Annotated in this window: 17 protein-coding genes; 12 read left to right on the forward strand and 5 right to left on the reverse strand. The window is 42.8% G+C overall.

The window, feature by feature from the left end:
- Window positions 1–151: 151 nt before the first annotated feature.
- Complete coding sequence (locus M8998_RS09440) at window positions 152–1,321, reverse strand: FecR family protein (RefSeq protein WP_249992318.1); 1,170 nt, start codon at window positions 1,319–1,321, stop codon at window positions 152–154.
- A 61-nt stretch (window positions 1,322–1,382) separates the two neighbouring features.
- On the reverse strand, window positions 1,383–1,922 hold the full coding sequence (locus M8998_RS09445) for an RNA polymerase sigma-70 factor (protein ID WP_249992319.1): 540 nt from the start codon (window positions 1,920–1,922) through the stop codon (window positions 1,383–1,385).
- Between the two features lie 172 nt (window positions 1,923–2,094).
- Here M8998_RS09445 and M8998_RS09450 point away from each other — a divergent pair, with 172 nt between their 5' ends.
- The 8 genes from M8998_RS09450 (at window position 2,095) to M8998_RS09485 (ending at window position 9,424) form a co-directional block, all read left to right on the forward strand.
- Complete coding sequence (locus M8998_RS09450; RefSeq protein ID WP_249992320.1) at window positions 2,095–4,404, forward strand: putative monovalent cation/H+ antiporter subunit A; 2,310 nt, start codon at window positions 2,095–2,097, stop codon at window positions 4,402–4,404.
- A 6-nt stretch (window positions 4,405–4,410) separates the two neighbouring features.
- The gene (locus M8998_RS09455) at window positions 4,411–4,824 is read left to right on the forward strand and encodes a Na+/H+ antiporter subunit B (RefSeq protein WP_249992321.1); all 414 of its coding nucleotides are present in this window, start codon (window positions 4,411–4,413) and stop codon (window positions 4,822–4,824) included.
- Window positions 4,825–4,828: 4 nt separating this feature from the next.
- Window positions 4,829–5,185 (forward strand): Na+/H+ antiporter subunit C, encoded by a 357-nt coding sequence (locus M8998_RS09460; RefSeq protein ID WP_249992322.1) that lies wholly within the window; start codon window positions 4,829–4,831, stop codon window positions 5,183–5,185.
- Window positions 5,182–6,690: a proton-conducting transporter transmembrane domain-containing protein gene (locus M8998_RS09465; RefSeq protein WP_249992323.1), complete on the forward strand. Its 1,509-nt coding sequence runs from the start codon at window positions 5,182–5,184 to the stop codon at window positions 6,688–6,690. The genes M8998_RS09460 and M8998_RS09465 overlap by 4 nt, the downstream gene beginning before the upstream one ends.
- A 6-nt stretch (window positions 6,691–6,696) precedes the next feature.
- Window positions 6,697–7,173 (forward strand): Na+/H+ antiporter subunit E, encoded by a 477-nt coding sequence (locus M8998_RS09470; protein ID WP_249992324.1) that lies wholly within the window; start codon window positions 6,697–6,699, stop codon window positions 7,171–7,173.
- Window positions 7,170–7,442, forward strand: coding sequence for a monovalent cation/H+ antiporter complex subunit F (locus M8998_RS09475; protein WP_249992325.1), 273 nt, complete (start codon window positions 7,170–7,172; stop codon window positions 7,440–7,442). Before M8998_RS09470 ends, M8998_RS09475 begins: the two co-directional genes overlap by 4 nt.
- Entirely contained in the window at window positions 7,435–7,872 is a 438-nt protein-coding gene (gene mnhG / locus M8998_RS09480) for a monovalent cation/H(+) antiporter subunit G (RefSeq protein WP_249992326.1), read from the forward strand. Before M8998_RS09475 ends, mnhG begins: the two co-directional genes overlap by 8 nt.
- Window positions 7,873–8,008: 136 nt before the next feature.
- Complete coding sequence (locus tag M8998_RS09485) at window positions 8,009–9,424, forward strand: peptidylprolyl isomerase (RefSeq protein ID WP_249992327.1); 1,416 nt, start codon at window positions 8,009–8,011, stop codon at window positions 9,422–9,424.
- 79 nt (window positions 9,425–9,503) lie between these two features.
- On the opposite strand, the gene tpx is transcribed toward M8998_RS09485, so the two are convergent.
- Window positions 9,504–10,001, reverse strand: a complete 498-nt coding sequence (tpx, locus tag M8998_RS09490) for a thiol peroxidase (RefSeq protein ID WP_249992328.1) — start codon at window positions 9,999–10,001, stop codon at window positions 9,504–9,506.
- A gap of 184 nt (window positions 10,002–10,185) precedes the next feature.
- On the opposite strand from tpx, the gene M8998_RS09495 reads away from it, so the two are divergent.
- The 3 genes from M8998_RS09495 to M8998_RS09505 all read left to right on the forward strand — a co-directional run bounded on the left by M8998_RS09495 (window position 10,186) and on the right by M8998_RS09505 (window position 13,230).
- Window positions 10,186–11,400 (forward strand): OmpP1/FadL family transporter, encoded by a 1,215-nt coding sequence (locus tag M8998_RS09495; RefSeq protein ID WP_249992329.1) that lies wholly within the window; start codon window positions 10,186–10,188, stop codon window positions 11,398–11,400.
- Between the two features lie 11 nt (window positions 11,401–11,411).
- The gene (locus M8998_RS09500) at window positions 11,412–12,710 is read left to right on the forward strand and encodes an SGNH/GDSL hydrolase family protein (protein WP_249992330.1); all 1,299 of its coding nucleotides are present in this window, start codon (window positions 11,412–11,414) and stop codon (window positions 12,708–12,710) included.
- Window positions 12,711–12,813: 103 nt separating this feature from the next.
- The gene (locus M8998_RS09505; RefSeq protein ID WP_249992331.1) at window positions 12,814–13,230 is read left to right on the forward strand and encodes an OsmC family protein; all 417 of its coding nucleotides are present in this window, start codon (window positions 12,814–12,816) and stop codon (window positions 13,228–13,230) included.
- A 295-nt stretch (window positions 13,231–13,525) separates the two neighbouring features.
- Here the strand turns inward: M8998_RS09505 and M8998_RS09510 are convergent, their stop codons facing one another.
- Together M8998_RS09510 and M8998_RS09515 are read right to left on the reverse strand one after the other, a co-directional pair.
- Window positions 13,526–14,848, reverse strand: coding sequence for a PQQ-dependent sugar dehydrogenase (locus M8998_RS09510; protein ID WP_249992332.1), 1,323 nt, complete (start codon window positions 14,846–14,848; stop codon window positions 13,526–13,528).
- A 97-nt stretch (window positions 14,849–14,945) separates the two neighbouring features.
- Window positions 14,946–17,183, reverse strand: a complete 2,238-nt coding sequence (locus M8998_RS09515) for an OstA-like protein (RefSeq protein ID WP_249992333.1) — start codon at window positions 17,181–17,183, stop codon at window positions 14,946–14,948.
- A gap of 143 nt (window positions 17,184–17,326) precedes the next feature.
- On the opposite strand from M8998_RS09515, the gene tilS reads away from it, so the two are divergent.
- On the forward strand, window positions 17,327–18,652 hold the full coding sequence (gene tilS, locus M8998_RS09520) for a tRNA lysidine(34) synthetase TilS (RefSeq protein ID WP_249992334.1): 1,326 nt from the start codon (window positions 17,327–17,329) through the stop codon (window positions 18,650–18,652).
- Window positions 18,653–18,659 lie beyond the last annotated feature (7 nt).

An 18,659-nucleotide genomic window follows, 5' to 3' on the forward strand; every position in this document is an offset into this window, starting at 1 on the left:
ATAAGTTAAATGGCGAACAAAAGTGTTCTGCTTTACAGGTTAGAAATAGGGTGCTGAGAATTTGTCTCAGTCATTTTGCACTAAAACGATTAAGTTGGTTTGTTCCGTAGATTATTCATAAGTTGAAGATCAGTGTTTGGTATAATGTACTTTAATGAATTAGCAATTGTTTGTCATTGACTTCGAAATGAAGGCTACTCACATGAGTCAACATGGCGAGCACTTCGGTTAGCGTAGATTTGCGACTAATACTTCCACTGTAATGTTTATTGAGATCTACCGATCGTGAAAACTTGATATCCAAATCGTACCATCTCCCTAGTTGAGTCACGATCGTCGCAATGTTATCCCCTTTAAATCGAAATTCTCCTTCTTTCCAAGCGACAACTTTATCGATATCCGCTAGCGACACTTTAATTCCGTTGCGCTGTACATCTGCCTCTTCCCCTGGCAGTAATCTTGCTAGCTGATCGCCACTATGCACTTCGACACTCCCTTCTATCAATGTTGCGCGTGTGCGACCTCTGTAAGAATTAACATTAAAATGTGTCCCTAGCACGCGAATTGAGGTTCCAGACGCTTCTACATAAAAAGGTTTTTCAGCATCTTTTGCCACTTCAAAATAACCTTCGCCTTCTAGCACGACACGTCTTTCATTCTGAGGAAATTGAGCAGGAAAATGTAGTTGAGACATGGCGTTGAGCCACACTTTAGTACCATCAGGCAATATCATTTTGAAAAAAGAGGCCCGCGGTACAGAAAGTGTATGATATACTGGCGTATCATGAGACAGTTCTTCATTTAAAACTATACCATGATCGTCTTCTAGATGAATAGTACCATCTTGAATGTGCATATTGGTATTGCCTAAAGAGATCACGCTACCATCTGCCAGAATCAACTGCGCCGAAGTATCGGCAGGCAACACATCGTTTTTATAAATACCTGTTTTATCGGCTATAATCTTTTTGTTCGATATAACATTAGTATTCCCAAACCAGGCTTGGTAAGAAATTGCTGTAGCAGCCAACAAGAATATCAACAGCACTGCCACACGAGATGTAAAATGATAAAGACGGCGAGAGTTTCTCTTTTGGCGGGTTTGATTCAGCTTTTGCCAAGCGTGATCCTCATCGAAGCGAGCCATGCTTTGTACATCCTCCTCTACATTCGCATAGCGTTTTAGTTCCTCAATAAATTGACGGTTTTTGCTATTCGAATCTAACCAGCTATCGAGCTGTTGCTGTTCCAATTGATCATTAAGTTCGTCTTGAAGGAACTTAATGATGAGCTTTGAAATAGGAGGTTGCTTATTGTTCATGGTTTCTTATACATAAGAAACCTAATTCGAAAAAATGGGTGACAGAAAAATTAAAAAAAACTTAAATAAATTTTGAAATCGTGAATAAAGCCACTAAAACTTCTGGATCAAGTTTATCAAACAATACTCTCATTGCGCGTCTTTTCTGTGTTTTTACTGTATTCACACTAATATTAAGCTCTTCAGCAATTTCTTTCGTAGACAACCCTTCCAAATACCCTTTTTTAAATATGGTTTTACAGGCATCCGGCATTGTTTCCACAACTTTATACACTTCGGCCAACACCTCGGATCGAATATATTTAAGTTCAAGATCCTCATCGCACCAATCTTCGAAAGAAGGTAAGCTGAGCATATACTTAGCATCTACTTTTGCATGACGAAGTTGATTTAAGCTCGAAAACTTTACCGTGGAATACAAAAACTGCCGAATAACCTCATCTTTCGCCGAGATTTTATGCTTTCGATCGAAATAAATCATGAACGCATCTTGGACGATGTCCTTTGCCGACTCGTCATCATGCAGTAGCTGCCAAGCAAAATGGCATAGTGGTTTGTAATATTTCTTAAACAACACCTCCTCAATCGCGAGTGATCTCATCCGATTATTCTCCTTCAGATGGCGCTTGCACGCCGATGTTAACAATTAGTACTGTTAGTTAACACAATTATAATATAAAAACCTGAAACTTCAAACAACCCTACGTTTAACGCAAAAAAACGCAGTATTTTTAGTAATTTTATCCGCAACCATCACATTTTAGGTCGGATACATGCTTTTAACGGTAATTCTGGGATTAATCAGCGCTTTGCTGATGTTGCCTTTTGGCAATAAAATTAAGACAAGATGGAGCGTCTTACTGACGTTCGTGCCAGCCATCATTTTCTTGTATTACCTCCAATATGTTCCTGCTGTAGCAACAGGAACGATCTACACCCAGATTCTTCCTTGGGTACCGTCCATGGATATTAACTTTGCCTTCAGACTGGATGGATTATCACTGCTTTTTGCGCTATTAATCTCTGGCATCGGCACAGCGATATTTGTCTACGCAGTCAAGTACCTTCAAGGGCATCCGTATTTCGATCGTTTTTTCGGCTATCTATGTTTATTTATGGCAGCCATGCTAGGCGTGGTGCTATCAGACAATATTTTTTCCTTATTCATTTTTTGGGAACTTACGAGTATCAGCTCCTTCTTTTTGATTGGGTTCAACAACGATAATGATGATTCTCGCAAAAGTGCACTTCGTGCGCTGACGGTCACCGGAATGGGAGGATTCTTTCTTTTAGCGGGTTTGGCTTTACTGGGAAACATCGCCGGAACCTATCAGATTTCTGAGCTGGTAGCAGCACGAGACCTTATTATAGATCATGCGTTGTACCCCCTTATCGTAGCATTGATTTGCTTAGGTGCCTTTACGAAATCAGCCCAATTTCCTTTTCATTTTTGGCTTCCAGGTGCGATGAAAGCTCCTACGCCGGTGTCTGCTTATTTGCATTCGGCCACCATGGTAAAGGCTGGTATTTACTTACTAGCACGTTTCAATCCCGTGCTGGGCAACACCGAATTATGGAGTTACACTCTGATGATTGTTGGTGGATTTACCATGATCTTCGCGGCCTTTCATGCACTATTCAGAGTAGATCTTAAGGGAATTTTAGCCTATTCCACCATCTCTGCGCTAGGTGTATTGACCTTTTTAATTGGATTAGGTACCAAGGAAGCAATCATCGCAGTAGTCGTATTTATTTTGGTACACGCCCTATACAAAGCGACGTTGTTCATGGTAACAGGTATCATCGATCACGAGACAGGTACGCGTGACATCAGCAAATTATCCGGATTAAGAAAAGTAATGCCTTGGGTTGCTGTTGCAGGAATGCTTGCGGCTTTGTCGAGCGCCGGATTGCCGATTACCTTCGGATTTATCGGCAAGGATTTAATTTATGAAGCCACCCTTAAAGGAGGCGATACGCTCTCCATCATATTAACCGGTTTAGCAGTAGGCACTAATATCGCTTTGGTTGCTGCTGGTTTTATGGCAGGAATCAAACCTTTTACAGGCGCGCTGCCAGAAACACTGAAAGATACCCATCGGCCGTATGCATCACTCTGGGTACCACCTTTGGTTCTTGGAATACTAGGTCTAATTTCCGGAATCATTCCAGGTGCTACTGGCAATTACTTTTCTCTGCAAGCTGCAGATGCTATTTTTGGCGGTAATACAGATCTTCATCTCGCGCTCTGGCATGGCGTCAACACGGTATTAATTCTCAGTTTAGCTACGCTGGGCACTGGCTTACTAGTCTATCTCATCAACAAACCAAGTAGTAAAAAACTACATGCCATTGAACGCTTAAATGTGCTTTCGCCACAGCATTTCTTTGACCTATTGGGGCAGGGACTTCTGAAACTATCACAAAGCTATACGAGTGTCGTTCACAATGGTTACCTCCGCTCTTATCATTTAAAGATCATTCTTTTTGCTGAAGCATTATTGGCTTACAAGCTATGGCTTAGCGGTCCAATCAATCTTGATTTGGCCAGTTTAACGGCGGTATCGATCTACGAAGTGGCTGTTGTGTTGATTTTGATTGGTGCTATGGGGATTGTCTTGTCTACACCATACCTACTTACTGCGGTTTTGTCGATGACGGTGGTGGGCTATTGTATCTGTTTGATGTTTGTATTCTACAGCGCGCCCGATCTAGCCATGACGCAGTTTACGATCGACACCTTAACCACCGTATTGTTCGTATTGGTACTATATAAACTGCCTCCATTCCTGAAATTGGAAAGTTCAACGCGTCGCTATCGAGATATTGCTGTAGCCTTGGGCTTCGGAACAATACTTTCACTCATTGCGCTCAAAGTAATCAACGAACCTATTGATAAAAGCATTAGTCAGTTTTACGGAGAGAATGCGTACCTGTTGGCAAAAGGCAAGAATGTGGTAAATGTCATCCTGGTCGACTTTAGAGGAATAGACACCATGTTCGAAACAGTGGTGTTGAGTATCGCAGCCATCGGCGTGTACAGTTTATTGAAATTACGTTTAAAATCTTCTGAAAAAGAATAATCTGATATGAGAAGTACGATCTTACAAACCGCAACGCGGTATTTGCTCCCTATACTGCTCCTGTTTTCCGTGTTCTTGCTTTTGCGCGGGCACTACTTCCCTGGAGGTGGCTTTGTCGGCGGATTGGTCGCTTCGATTGCCTTTGTGCTTCACAGCTTTGCCAATGGTGCCGAAGCATCCATGAAGATTATGCGCAGAAAACCGCTTTCGCTCATTCCGATGGGATTAGGCTTAGCTGTTTTTAGCGTTATCGTGCCTACCTTTTTTGGCTACCCACCCATGACGGGGTTGTGGCTGGAAGAGAAGTTCCCCGTAATTGGCTCGGTCGGAACTGCTTTATTCTTCGATATCGGCGTTTACCTCGTTGTAGTGGGTGTCGTATTGACTATCTTATTTACCATATCCCTTAACCAAGACTAAGCATATGGAATTATTACTGATATTAGTCCTTGGCCTGATGTATGCAGCAGGGGTATACTTGATCCTTCGGCGCAGCATGATCAAGCTGCTTCTAGGCATCATGATGATGGGAAATGGCACCAATATTTTGATCTTTGTGATGGGTTCCATCACCAAAGGAAAGCCACCGGTCATCAACCCAAATCACAACATCTTTCAGGACATTTATGCTGATCCAATTCCGCAAGCGTTGATATTGACGGCAATTGTCATCAGCTTTGCCTTGTCTGCGTTTGCGATCGTATTACTCAAGCGTGCCTATGCGTTGTTGCAGAAGGATGATTTGGACGACCTCAATACCCCCGAAGAAGAAGATATATGATAGATAACCATATTTTAGCCGCTATTTTCGTTCACCTGATTACTGCTATCATACAGTTAATCGCCTGGCGTAAGACTACTACACAGCGTTTTCTATCTGTAGGAGGAACCTTTTTGGCATTGATTGTAGCGATTAGACTCTTTGAAAAAGTGTATTCGGAAGGTACGCTCACGTTGAATGCATCGAATTGGGAAGCCCCATTTGGGATTGTATTCGTGGCCGACTTATTGGCGGTGACCCTTGTTTTATTGACCTCTATTGCAGGTTTTGCTGTATCCATATTCTCGACTACTGGTTTGAGTCGGCAACGGATGATGTATGGCTATTTCCCGATTTTTCACTTCCTTTTGATGGGCCTAATCGGAGCATTCCTAACGGGCGACATCTTTAACCTTTATGTTTGGTTTGAGGTAATCATCATCTCTTCTTTTGTACTCATGACCTTGGGAGGACGAAAAGCGCAACTGGAAGGTGCCATTAAGTACATGGCACTCAACATTCTGGCTTCGATGTTTTTCCTAACGGGTATTGGTATTCTGTATGGCATTACGGGATCACTCAATATGGCTGATCTGGCTTTGAAAATCCAAGGTGTTAAAAATCAAACCTTAATCGGTATTACCTCCATTTTCTTTATTTTGGGATTTGGCATCAAATCCGCGGTGTTTCCCTTGTATTATTGGCTTCCTTCCTCCTACCACACACCGCCGTCCGCTGTTGCGGCTACCTTTGGTGGTTTGCTTACCAAAGTAGGAATTTATGCCATGCTACGCGTATTTAGCTTGATCTTTATCCCTGATGATTTTACTAAGCAATTATTACTGATTATTGCGGTAATGACTATCCTTACCGGATCGTTAGGCGCTTTGGTAAAAACCAATGTACGAAGGCTTTTTTCTTATCTAATCGTATGTCATATTGGATTCATGATGGGTGGTTTAGCCATGTTCACCAAAGTCGCTCTGATGGGAACTATTTTCTATCTGATTCACGATATCATGGTGAAAACGAATATGTTTTTGATCGCGGGAGTTATACGGCAGTTACGCGGATCGATGGATCTCGGAAAACTGGGTGGCATTTATGGCGAATACCCCAAAATATCACTACTGATCGCTATCGTATTGTTCTCGCTAGTAGGTATCCCTCCTTTATCAGGATTTTGGCCTAAAATATTTCTATTTCAGGAAGCTTTTGCACAAGGACAATATGTATTCGTGGCAGCTTTGATCGTGGGAAGTTTAGCTACCTTATACGTCATTGCCTATATGTGGACCGAAGTATTTTGGAAGGATGCACCAGATCAATCGGTCTTGGAGAACAAGTTTGAGCCCATGCCGTTGTTTAAAAAGATCTTGTTGATATTGCCTGTTGGAATACTTGCTGGCGCTTCTCTGTATATTGGATTGCATGCTGAAGGCGTAGTACAAGTGGCGGATCGCATTTCCAATGAATTAATAGACACTACCCCTTATATCGAGTCGGTATTAGGGCCTAAAAGATAACATGGTATGATTAAGTATTTCTTGATGAACCTTTTATTATCCTTTATTTGGGTAGCACTTACAGGTTCACTTTCTTATTCCAATTTCATCTTCGGCCTGCTGCTGGGCTTCTTTGTGCTTTGGATCATGAGTCGCAATGAGTATGATCAGCGTTACTTTTACCGCGTGCCGAAGATTATTGGTTTCCTTTTATATTTCATTTACGAAATGATAAAGGCCAATCTACAGGTGGCTTACGATGTGATGACTCCAAAATACTTTTTCCGTCCGGGTGTTGTTCGTTTTCCGCTAAGTGCCAAAACTGATTTGGAAATCAATGTATTGTCTACGTTTATTTCATTGACACCGGGCACCCTGATTCTGGATGTAAGCGAAGACAAAAAAGCATTATACATACATGTGATGTATTTAGATGATCCAGAAACATTTATTAATGGTCTAAAAATGGGCGTAGAACGCAGATTGATGGAGGTATTACGATGACATTAGGCACCTATTTTGATTACGTGATCTTGCCAATTCTCACCCTATCGGTGTTATTGGTATTTGTCCGGATCGCGAAAGGCCCTTCGGTGGTGGATCGTGTGGTTGCGCTGGATGTGATGATCACTATTGGTATCGGTATTATTACTATTTATAGTATCCGGCAAAATGAAGAAGTATTGCTGGATGTAGCGATTATCCTGGCTCTCATTGCCTTTCTCGGCACCATCGCCTTTTCGTATTACATAGAAAAACAAAAAGATGATTAACATTATATTAGGTTTTTTGAGCACAATCGGTGCACTATCGATCTTATTTGCTTCTATTGGTCTCATCCGTATGCCAGATTTTTACTTGCGCTTATCGGTCACTGTCAAGGCTTCTACGTTAGGTGTTGGACTCTTTTTGATTTGTGCTGCTATCATGTTTCCAAATGATATATCTGTAACCACAAAAGCGATTGCTATTATCTTCTTTCTAATCATTACGGCACCGGTAGCAGCACACATGATTGCACGAACAGCCTACATCACAGGCACACCATTATGGAAAGAAACCGTTATTGACGAATTGCACGGTATGTACAACAAAGAAACACATGAGCTGAAAAGTGATCCGGAAGAAGCAGAAGCAGAAAACCCTCCAGAAACGGATTCTTCTAATGGACAAATAGCTGACAGTGAAGAAACGACGGAATAGTCGTAGAGCTCTTCCGATAACGTTAAAAAGGGTTAAAGCATCATTTTAGACCTCTAAAAACAGCTAACTTCGTCCTTAATATTTAGTGCAATTAATTCCATACCTTTGTATTTAATAACAAGGGAAATACCTTTGGATGAATAAATCAACAACAAAAATGAATAAATACGCGGTTTTATTTATTGTCTTTGCGCTATCCTTGGTGCAATTCGCGCATGGTCAAGATAAGTTAATCGACAGAGTGGTGGCAACGGTAGGGTCTAATATCATCTTGCAATCAGATGTGGATATGCAATACACACAGTATTTAGCAAATGGTGGTCCGGCAGATCCTAATTTTAAATGCCAAGCCCTGCAACAGCTGATAATGACCAAACTGTTAGCGCAACAGGCTGTAATCGACTCTGTGGAAGTGTCTGAAGCAGAGGTAGATGACGAATTAAACCGCAGAATGCGTAGCATGGTTCGCCAGGCAGGTAACCAAGAACGCCTAGAAGGCTTCTTAAAACGATCTGTTCTGCAATACAAAGAAGAAATTCGTCCAACACTATCCGAGCAAATGCGTGCCGAGCGCCTGCAAGGGAATATCGTTCAAAAAATTAGCGTTACACCTCAGGAAGTTAATCGCTACTTCGAAGGGTTAAATAAAGACAGTCTACCTTATTTCAACACTGAAATTGAGGTAGGTGAGATCGTTATTGAGCCCGTATTGACCAAATCAGAAAAAGAACAATTTAAAAATAAAGCGGAAGTATACCGTCAACAGGTCTTGGCAGGATCAGACTTTGGTACAGTCGCTCGCTTTTACTCCGATTGCCCATCTGCTCCTAATGGGGGTGATTTAGGCTTTGCTACCCGTGATAATTACGTGAAGGAGTTTTCTGCAGTTGCTTTCAAATTGAAGCCAGGAGAAGTATCCGAAGTATTCGAAACACCATTTGGATTTCACTTTTTGCAAGTATTGGAAAGACGTGGAGAGGAAGTAAACGTACGACATTTGTTAATTACGACTAAGCCTACGCAAGCGAGTCTAGATCGTGCAAAGTCTAAAATCGACAGTGTCTATAATCTAGTTTCTACAGGTAAAATGAGTTTTCACACGGCAGCATCAATTTATTCTGATGCAAAGGAAACCAAATTCAATGGCGGTATGGTATTCGACCAAAACTCTTATACGCGTACCACAATGATTTCTGTAGACGGATTGGAAAGAGATCTTTTCGCAGCAATTGATACGTTGAAAGCAGGCCAATATTCTAAGCCATATCAGTTCTCCCATGTCACCGATGCACATCGCGACGGGATTAAATCGTACAAGTTTAATTTCTTAAAAACACGTGTAGCTCCACATCAGGCAAATATGGGACAAGACTTTGCCAAGATACAAGAAGCTGCACAACAGGATAAGGTGAATAGATATCTAAGTGAGTGGTTTGAAAAGCGTACCGCATCTACTTATATTCACGTAAATCAAGATTTTGCTACCTGCGATGACCTGGAAATGTGGTTGAAGAAGGGAGACGATGAGCAGGTGGCTCAGCGCGAAGACTAAGGTTATAAAATTTCAAATCATCATACAAAAAGGGGATCTAAAGTAATTTAGATCCCCTTTGTATTTATAAAATGATTTACTAAATCGCTCCTAAAGCAGCCTGATAATTCGGCTCTTCGGTAACCTCCGCAACCTGTTCAATATATTTGATTTTGCCCTCTGGACTGATCACCACAACGGAACGGCTCAACAAACCGGCCAATGGACCATCAGAGAATTTCACACCATATGCATCGGAGAAAGAAGAATCCTTGTATTCCGATAGTGAAATAACCTGTTCCAAACCTTCCGCAGCACAAAAACGACCTTGTGCAAAAGGTAAGTCGCGGGAGATACATAATACAACCGTGTCTTGCAAATTCGATAGCTCCTCATTGAATTTTCTTACAGAAGCAGCACATGTACCGGTATCTACGCTAGGAAAGATGTTCAATACCACATGTTTTCCTTTAAAATCAGCTAATGATTTTTGCGAAAGATCACTTCCTGTCAAAGAAAAGTCTGGAGCATTATCTCCAACTTGAGGTAGAGAACCCTGTGTATGAACTTCGTTTCCTTTAAATGTTACTGTAGCCATATTTTGATTATTTTTTGTTGACAACAAGATAGCGATTTAAGAATGGCTCGCGAAACATTATTATTCGACTAAGGGTTATACCTATAAATAGATCATAAATAAATTATTGTTTTTTCGGATAAAAATATTATGTTAGCATATTAAATTTATAGATCACAATCTAACCAAGTATAAATAAAAGCGTATGAAAAGATTACTACTCGGCCTTTTGCTGGCATCACCTGCATTAGTGTTTGCGCAAGGATCCCAAGTCAATACCCAGAATCAGAAGATTGTAGGTATGGCCGGGGCAGGTAGCGCCTTGTTTATCGATGAAGCCTCCATGGTGTACAGCCCTGGAGCTTTGGCCAAAATGGATCATAATGCCGTACAAATAGGCGCGAGTGCTATTATGTTCCGATCTGCTTTCCAAGAAGCCGGATCAATGGATACTTACAACACACGATTTCAGGTCTCTCCACCATTTGCTGCTTATGCGACATTCGGTCCACGAAACTCTTTCTGGAAAGCAGGTCTAGCAGTATATACTCCATTTGGAGGTGGCGTAGATTGGGGAAATGATTGGCCAGGGCGTTACGAGTTAAATCATCTATCCTTACGTGCGATCTATATCCAACCTACCGTTAGTTTTAAGTTGACGGATCAATTTTCCGTCGGTGGTGGTTTTGTGTATAATATTGGATCAGTAGACTTGAGCCGTTCATTACCAGCCTTCTACCCAGACGGTAGCCCTGGGCGTGCCAACCTATCAGGCACTGGAACAGGTACAGGGTACAATTTGGGTATACACTATAATCTAGAAGATCAGTTTGCTTTAAGTATCAGTTATCGCTCAAAAGTAATTACCAGATTGAATAATGGTGATGCAAGGTTCGATATGCCAGATGCTGTATCCGCTAACTTCCCTGACACCCAATTCTCTTCTGAGTTACCCCTACCCTCTTCTCTGAACTTAGGTATTGCTTTCCCATTAGGCGAAAAAGTGGATATGGCTATTGATGGTTCGATATTGAACTACAGTATTTACAAACAACTGGCCTTCGAATATGAAACCGACCTTATCCCCAACACGGTTTCTGAAAAAAATTACGAGAACGCCTATGCTGGCCGTGTAGGTATCAATTATCAAGTGAGCGACCGCTTGGCACTACGTACAGGTGTAGGCTATGTTCGTACACCGGTACGAGGCGGATTTGTATATCCAGAAACGCCAGATAATGACAGAATGGTCGTTTCGGCAGGTGTTACGTATGACATCTCTCCAAAATGGGAGTTGAATGCGGCCTACGCATTCCAGCATATTCTACCGCGTACAACCACCAACGTGGCGACAGGTTTGAGAGGGCGTTATGAAACTTACATTCATGCGCCAGGCGTTTCACTAAGCTATAAATGGTAAACCCAACAATTATGAAAAAGATTTCTAACAACTATATCATCGCGCTGGCCTCGCTCTTTTCGGTAGCTTCCTGCGCGCCAACTTTCGATGACGTTGAAGTACGCACTTCCACGGCCGATTTCAGCAAATACATTGCTATTGGAAACTCCTTAACTGCTGGTTTTGCAGACGGTGGGCTCTATCTGGAAGGCCAACGTGTAGCCTTCCCAAACCTGATCTCTGCACAGATGCAGCAGATTGGTGGAGCATCAGGTTTTACCTCGCCTTTCTTTAGAGAAGATCAGGCCAATGGATCAGGTTATATCCGCCTGACTAGTTTGGAAGGAGGGAATCCTGTAACCGCTCCAGTCACAAATAATTTAGCCATTCGCGGACAAAGTCCTGTTACGGGTGGGCCATTATACACGAAATACGAAGGAGCAGAATATCATAATTATGGCGTGCCCGGTATGCGCTTAGACTTAGCGTTTGCACCAGGCTTTGGCTCTGTCGCAGGCAACCCCTACTTTGAACGCCTGCTTGAAGGTAATGATGTACAAACTACTTACTTCGGATTTACATCTAACAGACAACATACCTTCTTTTCCTTTTGGTTGGGGAATAACGATGTACTTGGCTACGCCATGAATGGCGCTGTCGCTGCCGGTCCCACGACGACGTTAACAGCTGTACCAACTTTTACGGGAGCATATAACAACTATATCGATGCCCTAACAACCAACAACCGAAAGGGTATTGTGGCGACCATTCCGGATGTAACCAGTATTCCTTTCTTTACTACCGTTACCTACGCCGCCATCTTGGCTGGGGTACAGGCGCAAGCCCCAACGGTACAAAATATATTCATTACCACAAAAACGGGAGTAAGACCAGCTACTTCTGAAGATTATTTTTTCTTGACATTCCCTCGGGAAAGATTGGGACAACCGCTGACCGCACCTTTCGGGCTACACCCTGCTTCTCCTATTCCCGACAATATGGTACTGGACCGTGATGAAGTGGTACAAGTAAGAGAAAGAGTAAACCAATACAATGCCGTAATCAGGCGAATGGCAGAAACCAAAGACTTAGCCTTGGTAGATATGCATGATTTCTTAAATCAAGTAAGAGATGGTTTCATATACAACAGTATTCCGATTAGTTCTCTATTCATTCGTGGTAATGCCTTTTCGCTAGACGGAGTACACCTTACTCCACTAGGAAACGCGATCGTAGCGAACACATTTATTGAAGCAATCAATAGCAAATACAATAGTTCTATCCCTAGGATAGATGTTACACAGTATTCTGGCGTACGCATGCCAAACTAGAAATTGTACTGAAATTAAGGTTATTTATTTATTGCAACGCGTTAGTCTGTACAGACTAACGCGTTTTTTTGCTTCATAGCTTATTGTGTATATTTGTATTACGATGAAAGTAACATTACAACGCGAAAATGACGCCATGCACTTTGCTGGCAGCAGTACCACGTCTGACGTGAAAGTACACATAGATGGCTCTCCTGAGATTGGAGGAGAAGGTTTGGGCGTTCGCCCGATGGAGTTGGTTTTATTTGCACTAGGTTCCTGCAGCGTCTTTGACCTATCCGTCATCTTGAAGAAACAACGTCAGGAGATTGAAGATATTCAGGTGCAGGTCGAAGGAAAACGTAGAGATGAGGTCCCCACTATTTTCACTAACATTCATATAGAATTTTTATTAAAGGGCCAGGTTGACGCAGATAAAGCAGCGAAGGCAGCAGAGTTAGCCGTCAAAAAATACTGTTCAGTACATGATATGCTTGCTGCTGGCGGCGTAGATATTACCTACAGCATCAAGATTAATTAGGCAATCGTCCGTAAGCTACTTTAATATGCGGTTGTATGCACGTTACCGTTCTTGCGAGGAGGTACGACGTGGCAATCTCAATATATGAAGCAAGACGTCATATAACTCTTCTATAGCCACACCTTACGTTTCTCAGGTTAGCAATAAAAAGGCTTCAATAGGAACTACCAGGGCTTTTAAAAATGTTGCTGCTACGATATGTATACCAAAAGCGCGACCAGGATATCGGTCGCGCTTTTAGTATTATTGAGCCATGGTGAAAGATAACAATGCCCCATTCTTACGCTGTATGCGCTTAGTTTGTTTTCTCTGGAATGATAGCCCAGATAACATTGGCCGCATCATCCGCTACTAACATATAGTTTTTAGTAAACGCGATACCACAAGGTCTTCCTCTAACTTCTTTCTTATCCTTATTGGCAATAAAGCCTGTTAGGAAATCCTGAACCGGACCATTTGGTTCGCCATTTGCGAATGGAACAAAAGCCACTTTATACCCTACGAATTCAGAACGATTCCACGACCCATGCTGTCCGATAAATGCTCCAGTCTCAAAGCCAGGCGCTTTATTAAACGCGAATCCCAGCGATGCCGTATGCGCACCAACGGCATAATCAGGGGTCTGTGATTCTGGCAAGTTTTTCGGCATGCGGTCTTTCCAACGTGGTTCTATGTGCATCCCCCAATAATAATAGGGCCATCCATAGAATTTCTCTGCCTGTACCGAAGTAATGTAATCGGGCACCAGCTCATCTCCTAATTCGTCGCGTTCGTTTACAGCAGTCCACAACATATTAGTCTGTGGTTCCATATCCATACCTACAGCATTTCGCAAACCCGATCCATACGTTCTTTCACCCGAACCGTCTGGGTTGACTTCAAGAATCACAGCACGACGAACCTCATGCTCCATACCATTCTCGCCCACATCACTCCCGGAACCTACCGAAATAAAAATTTTATTACCCGCTTTGTTCGTGATCAGATTACGTGTCCAGTGATTGTTGTAGCCGCCAGCGGGCAAGGTCACTAACTTCTCTCCTTTCTGGGAAGAAAGCGTGCCCTTTTGGCTACTATACGGGTATCGCATCAATGCGTCTGTATTACCAACATAAAAATGATCACCAAGAATAAGCATACCGTAAGGTTGCTTCAAACCACTCAGGAAAACTTTCTTGTCATCCGCTGTGCCGTCTCCGTTATTATCTTTAAAGACGAGAATTTCGTCGGGGCTGGGGCTTCTAAAGATGTTGCGTGCTTTGACATACTCATCGCTTTGACCATCTTCTTCGGTACGAGATTGCGCCACAAAGATATCACCGTTCTTGGCTACATAGATATTTCTGGGGCTGTTAAGTCCATCCGCAAACTTAACGACTTTATAACCAGCCGGCGCTTTCGGGGTCTCGCCATCTTTCCATCCAACGATCGTGGCGAATTTATTTGTTGGTTCGGTGGCGAAAGGCTCCTGAGGCACAATAGCCTCGCCATATTCATGTACTACATCAGTGGAATCCGTCACCTGTTGATCACCTCCGGAAGAGGTGTTACTGGAATTACAGCCATAGATACTGGCCGATAGTAATAATCCGTAAGCAGCAGCTACGGCAATTTTCATATATCTTATCATCGTTTTAAAGTTGCTCATGATGGGTCTTCTCACACAACAACGAAAAACCTAAAATGGTTTAAAAAAAATCTATAAACGAAATGTTTTATTCTGTACCGTCGGATGTGTTTTCTGTACGTTGGATTGGGCGCCCCTCATCTTCCGATGGTTTTTCCTCGGTAACCGGGGTGGTCGTATCCCGAGTACGAATCATCATATCTTCTAACGATTTAGGTCGATCTTGAGGACGCCAGAGAAATCCCGGTAGAATTTCGTTCTCCTGGGTAACTAATTTAAGCGGATAAAGCTGTTGGTTGGGTTTAAAGGTATTATAAGTAAACACCTTTCTATCTAAAAATACAATCTTAATCCGCGCACCACGATCGTGAAACATATCGCGGATAATTCCGGTCGGCTCATCTACGTTGAATACCAGATTTTCTGCATTACCATCAACGAATAAACGCTCGATATAATTTTTATCAAAAAATGCGGTTATTTTGCGCCCCTTCAACTGGTTAAATTTGACGGAGTCTAACACTGCATTGACCATAAATGCATTGTCTTTAAGCAGCGCATTGTCCAACTTCCGGTTTACCATTTGCATAAAAATGGTATCTGCTGAAATCTGGGATCCGTCCGACCAGATCATGGGTTTACCCATAAACCGAAACATCGAATCTTGCATTCCATAATACACAGAATCGGCCACCGCCTGCAAATCAGATTTAAACATGCGCACCTTCCGATAGGCTTTCACAATACGCGTTCGCACGGTATCAGAAAGTGCCATCACAGAATCTGGTGAAGCCAAAGAATCAGGCCGCATGACGGTCTCCATCGCAACATCTACGCGTTTACCAGCTTCATTTCCTTGCGGAATCACGACCCGATCCCGGAGCGTGCTATCGGCTTTCAATGTATTCGCAATGGTGAGTGAATCCGTTTTCTTCGTCAAATCTGGCGGTCGAATGGTTGTTCGCGGTGGCACTTTTGCCGGGATCGTATCGATTACCGCATTCTCCAAATTGCTTGTCGTCACACTATCTGCACCCGACACTGGAGGAATCGCTGGATCAAGTGCATCATTGCTATCATTGGCCGAAATATCGTCGTCATCACCATAGTCGACATCCTCATCCACGATCAGCTGACCACCATCTCGACTCAACCCCAAATCAAGCGCAATATATTCTGCCCTGGGGATTGTTCTGGAAAATATCGTGTCGGCCGTCAAGTAAACGGTATCTACAGGATTTTTTACCGTAGCGACTTGCACGGTATCTAGCAAGACCGCATCGGAAAGCGAATCTGTTAGCAATTCCAAACTTTCCTGTTCTGCCTGTTCCCTTTGGCGCTGCTGTCTTCGCTCCCGACGAGATAACTTTTCATCTTCATCGGGCGCTGTATTAGCGATGCTATCGGTAGGCGTCCTCGATGTCGTATCGTTATCTACGACCATCTTTACCAAAGGTTTGTCGGCCATCGTGATCGATTCTTCCCGACTTCGATATTTCCCATAGCCGCCATTGGCATAAAACTTCTCCAAGGTATCTACAAAAACCACGTTTCGAAAGGCTTCCCCATCGCCTATAGACCGATCGTAATACAGACTATCTCCCTTCAGAAACTTAGAACCTTCGGTATACAGATTATTCAGGTTGAATTTGGCAATACCGGTACCGGTGTTATAAACGCCACGCTCCGTGTACAAGTTTTCTCCCGACCGACCTTTTATATTGGTGGGTCCGAAAAAATAATTGTCACGCGTGATGGAGTTGTAACGCATCGTATCCGTATAAATCACGACATCTGGGGATCGCACCACTACCTTCTCTCTAAAATAGGAGTCTTTGGTACGTTCAAAGTAATAGGCATTGCGCGAAGTAATAGTATCTAAGCCGCTAACAATTCTACCTCCCCCAGTATATGTACCACGTTGATCCCGAAAACTATAGGTGAGATAGTTCGTAGTGAGTACAGATTGCTGGTCAACTACCCGCACATTGCGTGTAAGCACGGCATGCTGCGTAGCCGCTTCGTAATGCAAACGGTCTCCGTAAATAACCGTTCCCGAGGGCTGCGTGATCACTACATTACCATATGCCTCAAAAAACTCTCTACCTACCTCATCTCGCCAAAAATCGCCACTGTCGGCCATTAGTGTGTTACTTTTATGCTCGTATACCGGATTATAATGGCGCATTACCCGTTGCTCAATAATAACACCTCGAGTGGAAGAAACCAGACGCATCGCATCCGCAGGTGCCGACGTACCCACTTGCTGCGCTTGCAACGCTGCAATAGAAAAGAGGTAGATAATAAGGACAAATACTGGTTTCACAAGCGCAAAAATAGACATTTAATCCCCAAAAAAATGTTAAAAAAGCATGCTTAATATCGAGCAATAAACCGTCAATAGGGTTTTACCTAGAAACTATCTGATTTATTCCACAAAATTTCGTCTTGTGCTTGCTAACTTTGGATATGGAAACGATGGAGCGGCTCACGCAATACATTCTTCGTGAAAAGTTATTTACTTCGCAAGATAGACTCCTGCTGGGCGTGAGCGGAGGGAAAGATTCCATGCTAATGGCTTTTCTTCTTTGGAAACTGGGATATTCTATCGCTATTGCGCATTGCAATTTTAAACTGCGAGGAGTCGAATCCGAATTGGACGAACAATTGGTTCGTGAATTCTCGGAGACGCATCATATTCCATACTACACCACACATTTCGACACGAAACTTCACGCAGAGGAGCATAAGTTATCCATACAAATGAGTGCCCGCGAACTGCGTTATCAATGGTTCGAAAACTTACGCCAAACGCATCATTTCGATGCTATTGCCGTCGCACACCATCAGCAAGATCATATTGAGACTGTTTTCATCAACTTGGCACGCGGCACCGGGTTACGTGGATTACGGGGAATCGCTTCTAAAAGAGATCAGATCATCCGTCCAATTCTGTGGATGTCAAGTCAGGAAATTGCACAGGCAGTAGCTACCTATCAGGTTCCTTATCGAGATGACCAAAGCAATTTTTCCAATAAATACGTGCGTAACAAAGTCCGACTGGATATTCTACCCCAATTTCGGGTATTGAATGCCAATTTCGATCAGATCATGCTGGACAATATCGAACGGTTTACTGACAGTTATGACCTGTTGCAGCGACTCACAGGCGCCATGCGCGAGAAGCTTTTTATATCTATTGATGGGCGTATTGAAATAGAAAAAATACTATTAGAACCATATTTGAATGATACTTCACTCCTTTTCGAGTTATTTAGACCCTATAATTTTGAAAAAAATGTACTTGCAGATCTAGCGGAGTCGGGACTCCATAAAACGGGATCGCAGTTCGAATCAGAAAGCCACCTCCTGATGGTTGACCGAACCCACCTCTTGCTCTACAGCAGCAATCATACACCAGTGGAAACCCAGTATTTGGAGCAAGGCGATGCCTATTTAGCGATCTCAGGCAGAACGCTTTCCTTTTCGATTAGTACAGATACTACAAGAGATGCTGCGCCACATACCGCAAAAGTCGATCTCGAAGCACTGATCTTCCCCTTAATGATTCGTCGTTGGATGCCGGGCGACCGCTTTATCCCTTTAGGCATGAATTCTTCCAAGAAATTAAGCGATTTTTTTATTCAAAGAAAGGTTCCTTTACTCGAAAAAGAACGTGTGCCCGTGTTAATTAACGGAAATGGAGAAATCATATGGATAGTCGGCTATCAGTTAGATAATAGGTATAGAATTAAGGAAAATACAAAGAAAGTAGCTACATTCGTGTATCGTTAATGGATGG

The sequence above is a fragment of the Sphingobacterium sp. lm-10 genome, from assembly GCF_023554555.1.
In the GTDB taxonomy this organism is placed as follows: Bacteria; Bacteroidota; Bacteroidia; order Sphingobacteriales; family Sphingobacteriaceae; genus Sphingobacterium.

Bases quoted from the DNA above. Each gene is read 5' to 3' on its own strand.
- M8998_RS09470 (WP_249992324.1), top strand. From the start codon at position 6,697: ATGATTAAGTATTTCTTGATGAACCTTTTATTATCCTTTATTTGGGTA.
- tilS (WP_249992334.1), top strand. From the start codon at position 17,327: ATGGAAACGATGGAGCGGCTCACGCAATACATTCTTCGTGAAAAGTTA.
- M8998_RS09445 (WP_249992319.1), bottom strand. From the start codon at position 1,922: ATGAGATCACTCGCGATTGAGGAGGTGTTGTTTAAGAAATATTACAAA.
- M8998_RS09460 (WP_249992322.1), top strand. From the start codon at position 4,829: ATGGAATTATTACTGATATTAGTCCTTGGCCTGATGTATGCAGCAGGG.
- M8998_RS09465 (WP_249992323.1), top strand. From the start codon at position 5,182: ATGATAGATAACCATATTTTAGCCGCTATTTTCGTTCACCTGATTACT.
- M8998_RS09485 (WP_249992327.1), top strand. From the start codon at position 8,009: ATGAATAAATCAACAACAAAAATGAATAAATACGCGGTTTTATTTATT.
- M8998_RS09495 (WP_249992329.1), top strand. From the start codon at position 10,186: ATGAAAAGATTACTACTCGGCCTTTTGCTGGCATCACCTGCATTAGTG.
- M8998_RS09455 (WP_249992321.1), top strand. From the start codon at position 4,411: ATGAGAAGTACGATCTTACAAACCGCAACGCGGTATTTGCTCCCTATA.
- tpx (WP_249992328.1), bottom strand. From the start codon at position 10,001: ATGGCTACAGTAACATTTAAAGGAAACGAAGTTCATACACAGGGTTCT.
- M8998_RS09505 (WP_249992331.1), top strand. From the start codon at position 12,814: ATGAAAGTAACATTACAACGCGAAAATGACGCCATGCACTTTGCTGGC.
- M8998_RS09440 (WP_249992318.1), bottom strand. From the start codon at position 1,321: ATGAACAATAAGCAACCTCCTATTTCAAAGCTCATCATTAAGTTCCTT.
- M8998_RS09475 (WP_249992325.1), top strand. From the start codon at position 7,170: ATGACATTAGGCACCTATTTTGATTACGTGATCTTGCCAATTCTCACC.
- M8998_RS09450 (WP_249992320.1), top strand. From the start codon at position 2,095: ATGCTTTTAACGGTAATTCTGGGATTAATCAGCGCTTTGCTGATGTTG.
- M8998_RS09510 (WP_249992332.1), bottom strand. From the start codon at position 14,848: ATGAAAATTGCCGTAGCTGCTGCTTACGGATTATTACTATCGGCCAGT.
- M8998_RS09500 (WP_249992330.1), top strand. From the start codon at position 11,412: ATGAAAAAGATTTCTAACAACTATATCATCGCGCTGGCCTCGCTCTTT.
- mnhG (WP_249992326.1), top strand. From the start codon at position 7,435: ATGATTAACATTATATTAGGTTTTTTGAGCACAATCGGTGCACTATCG.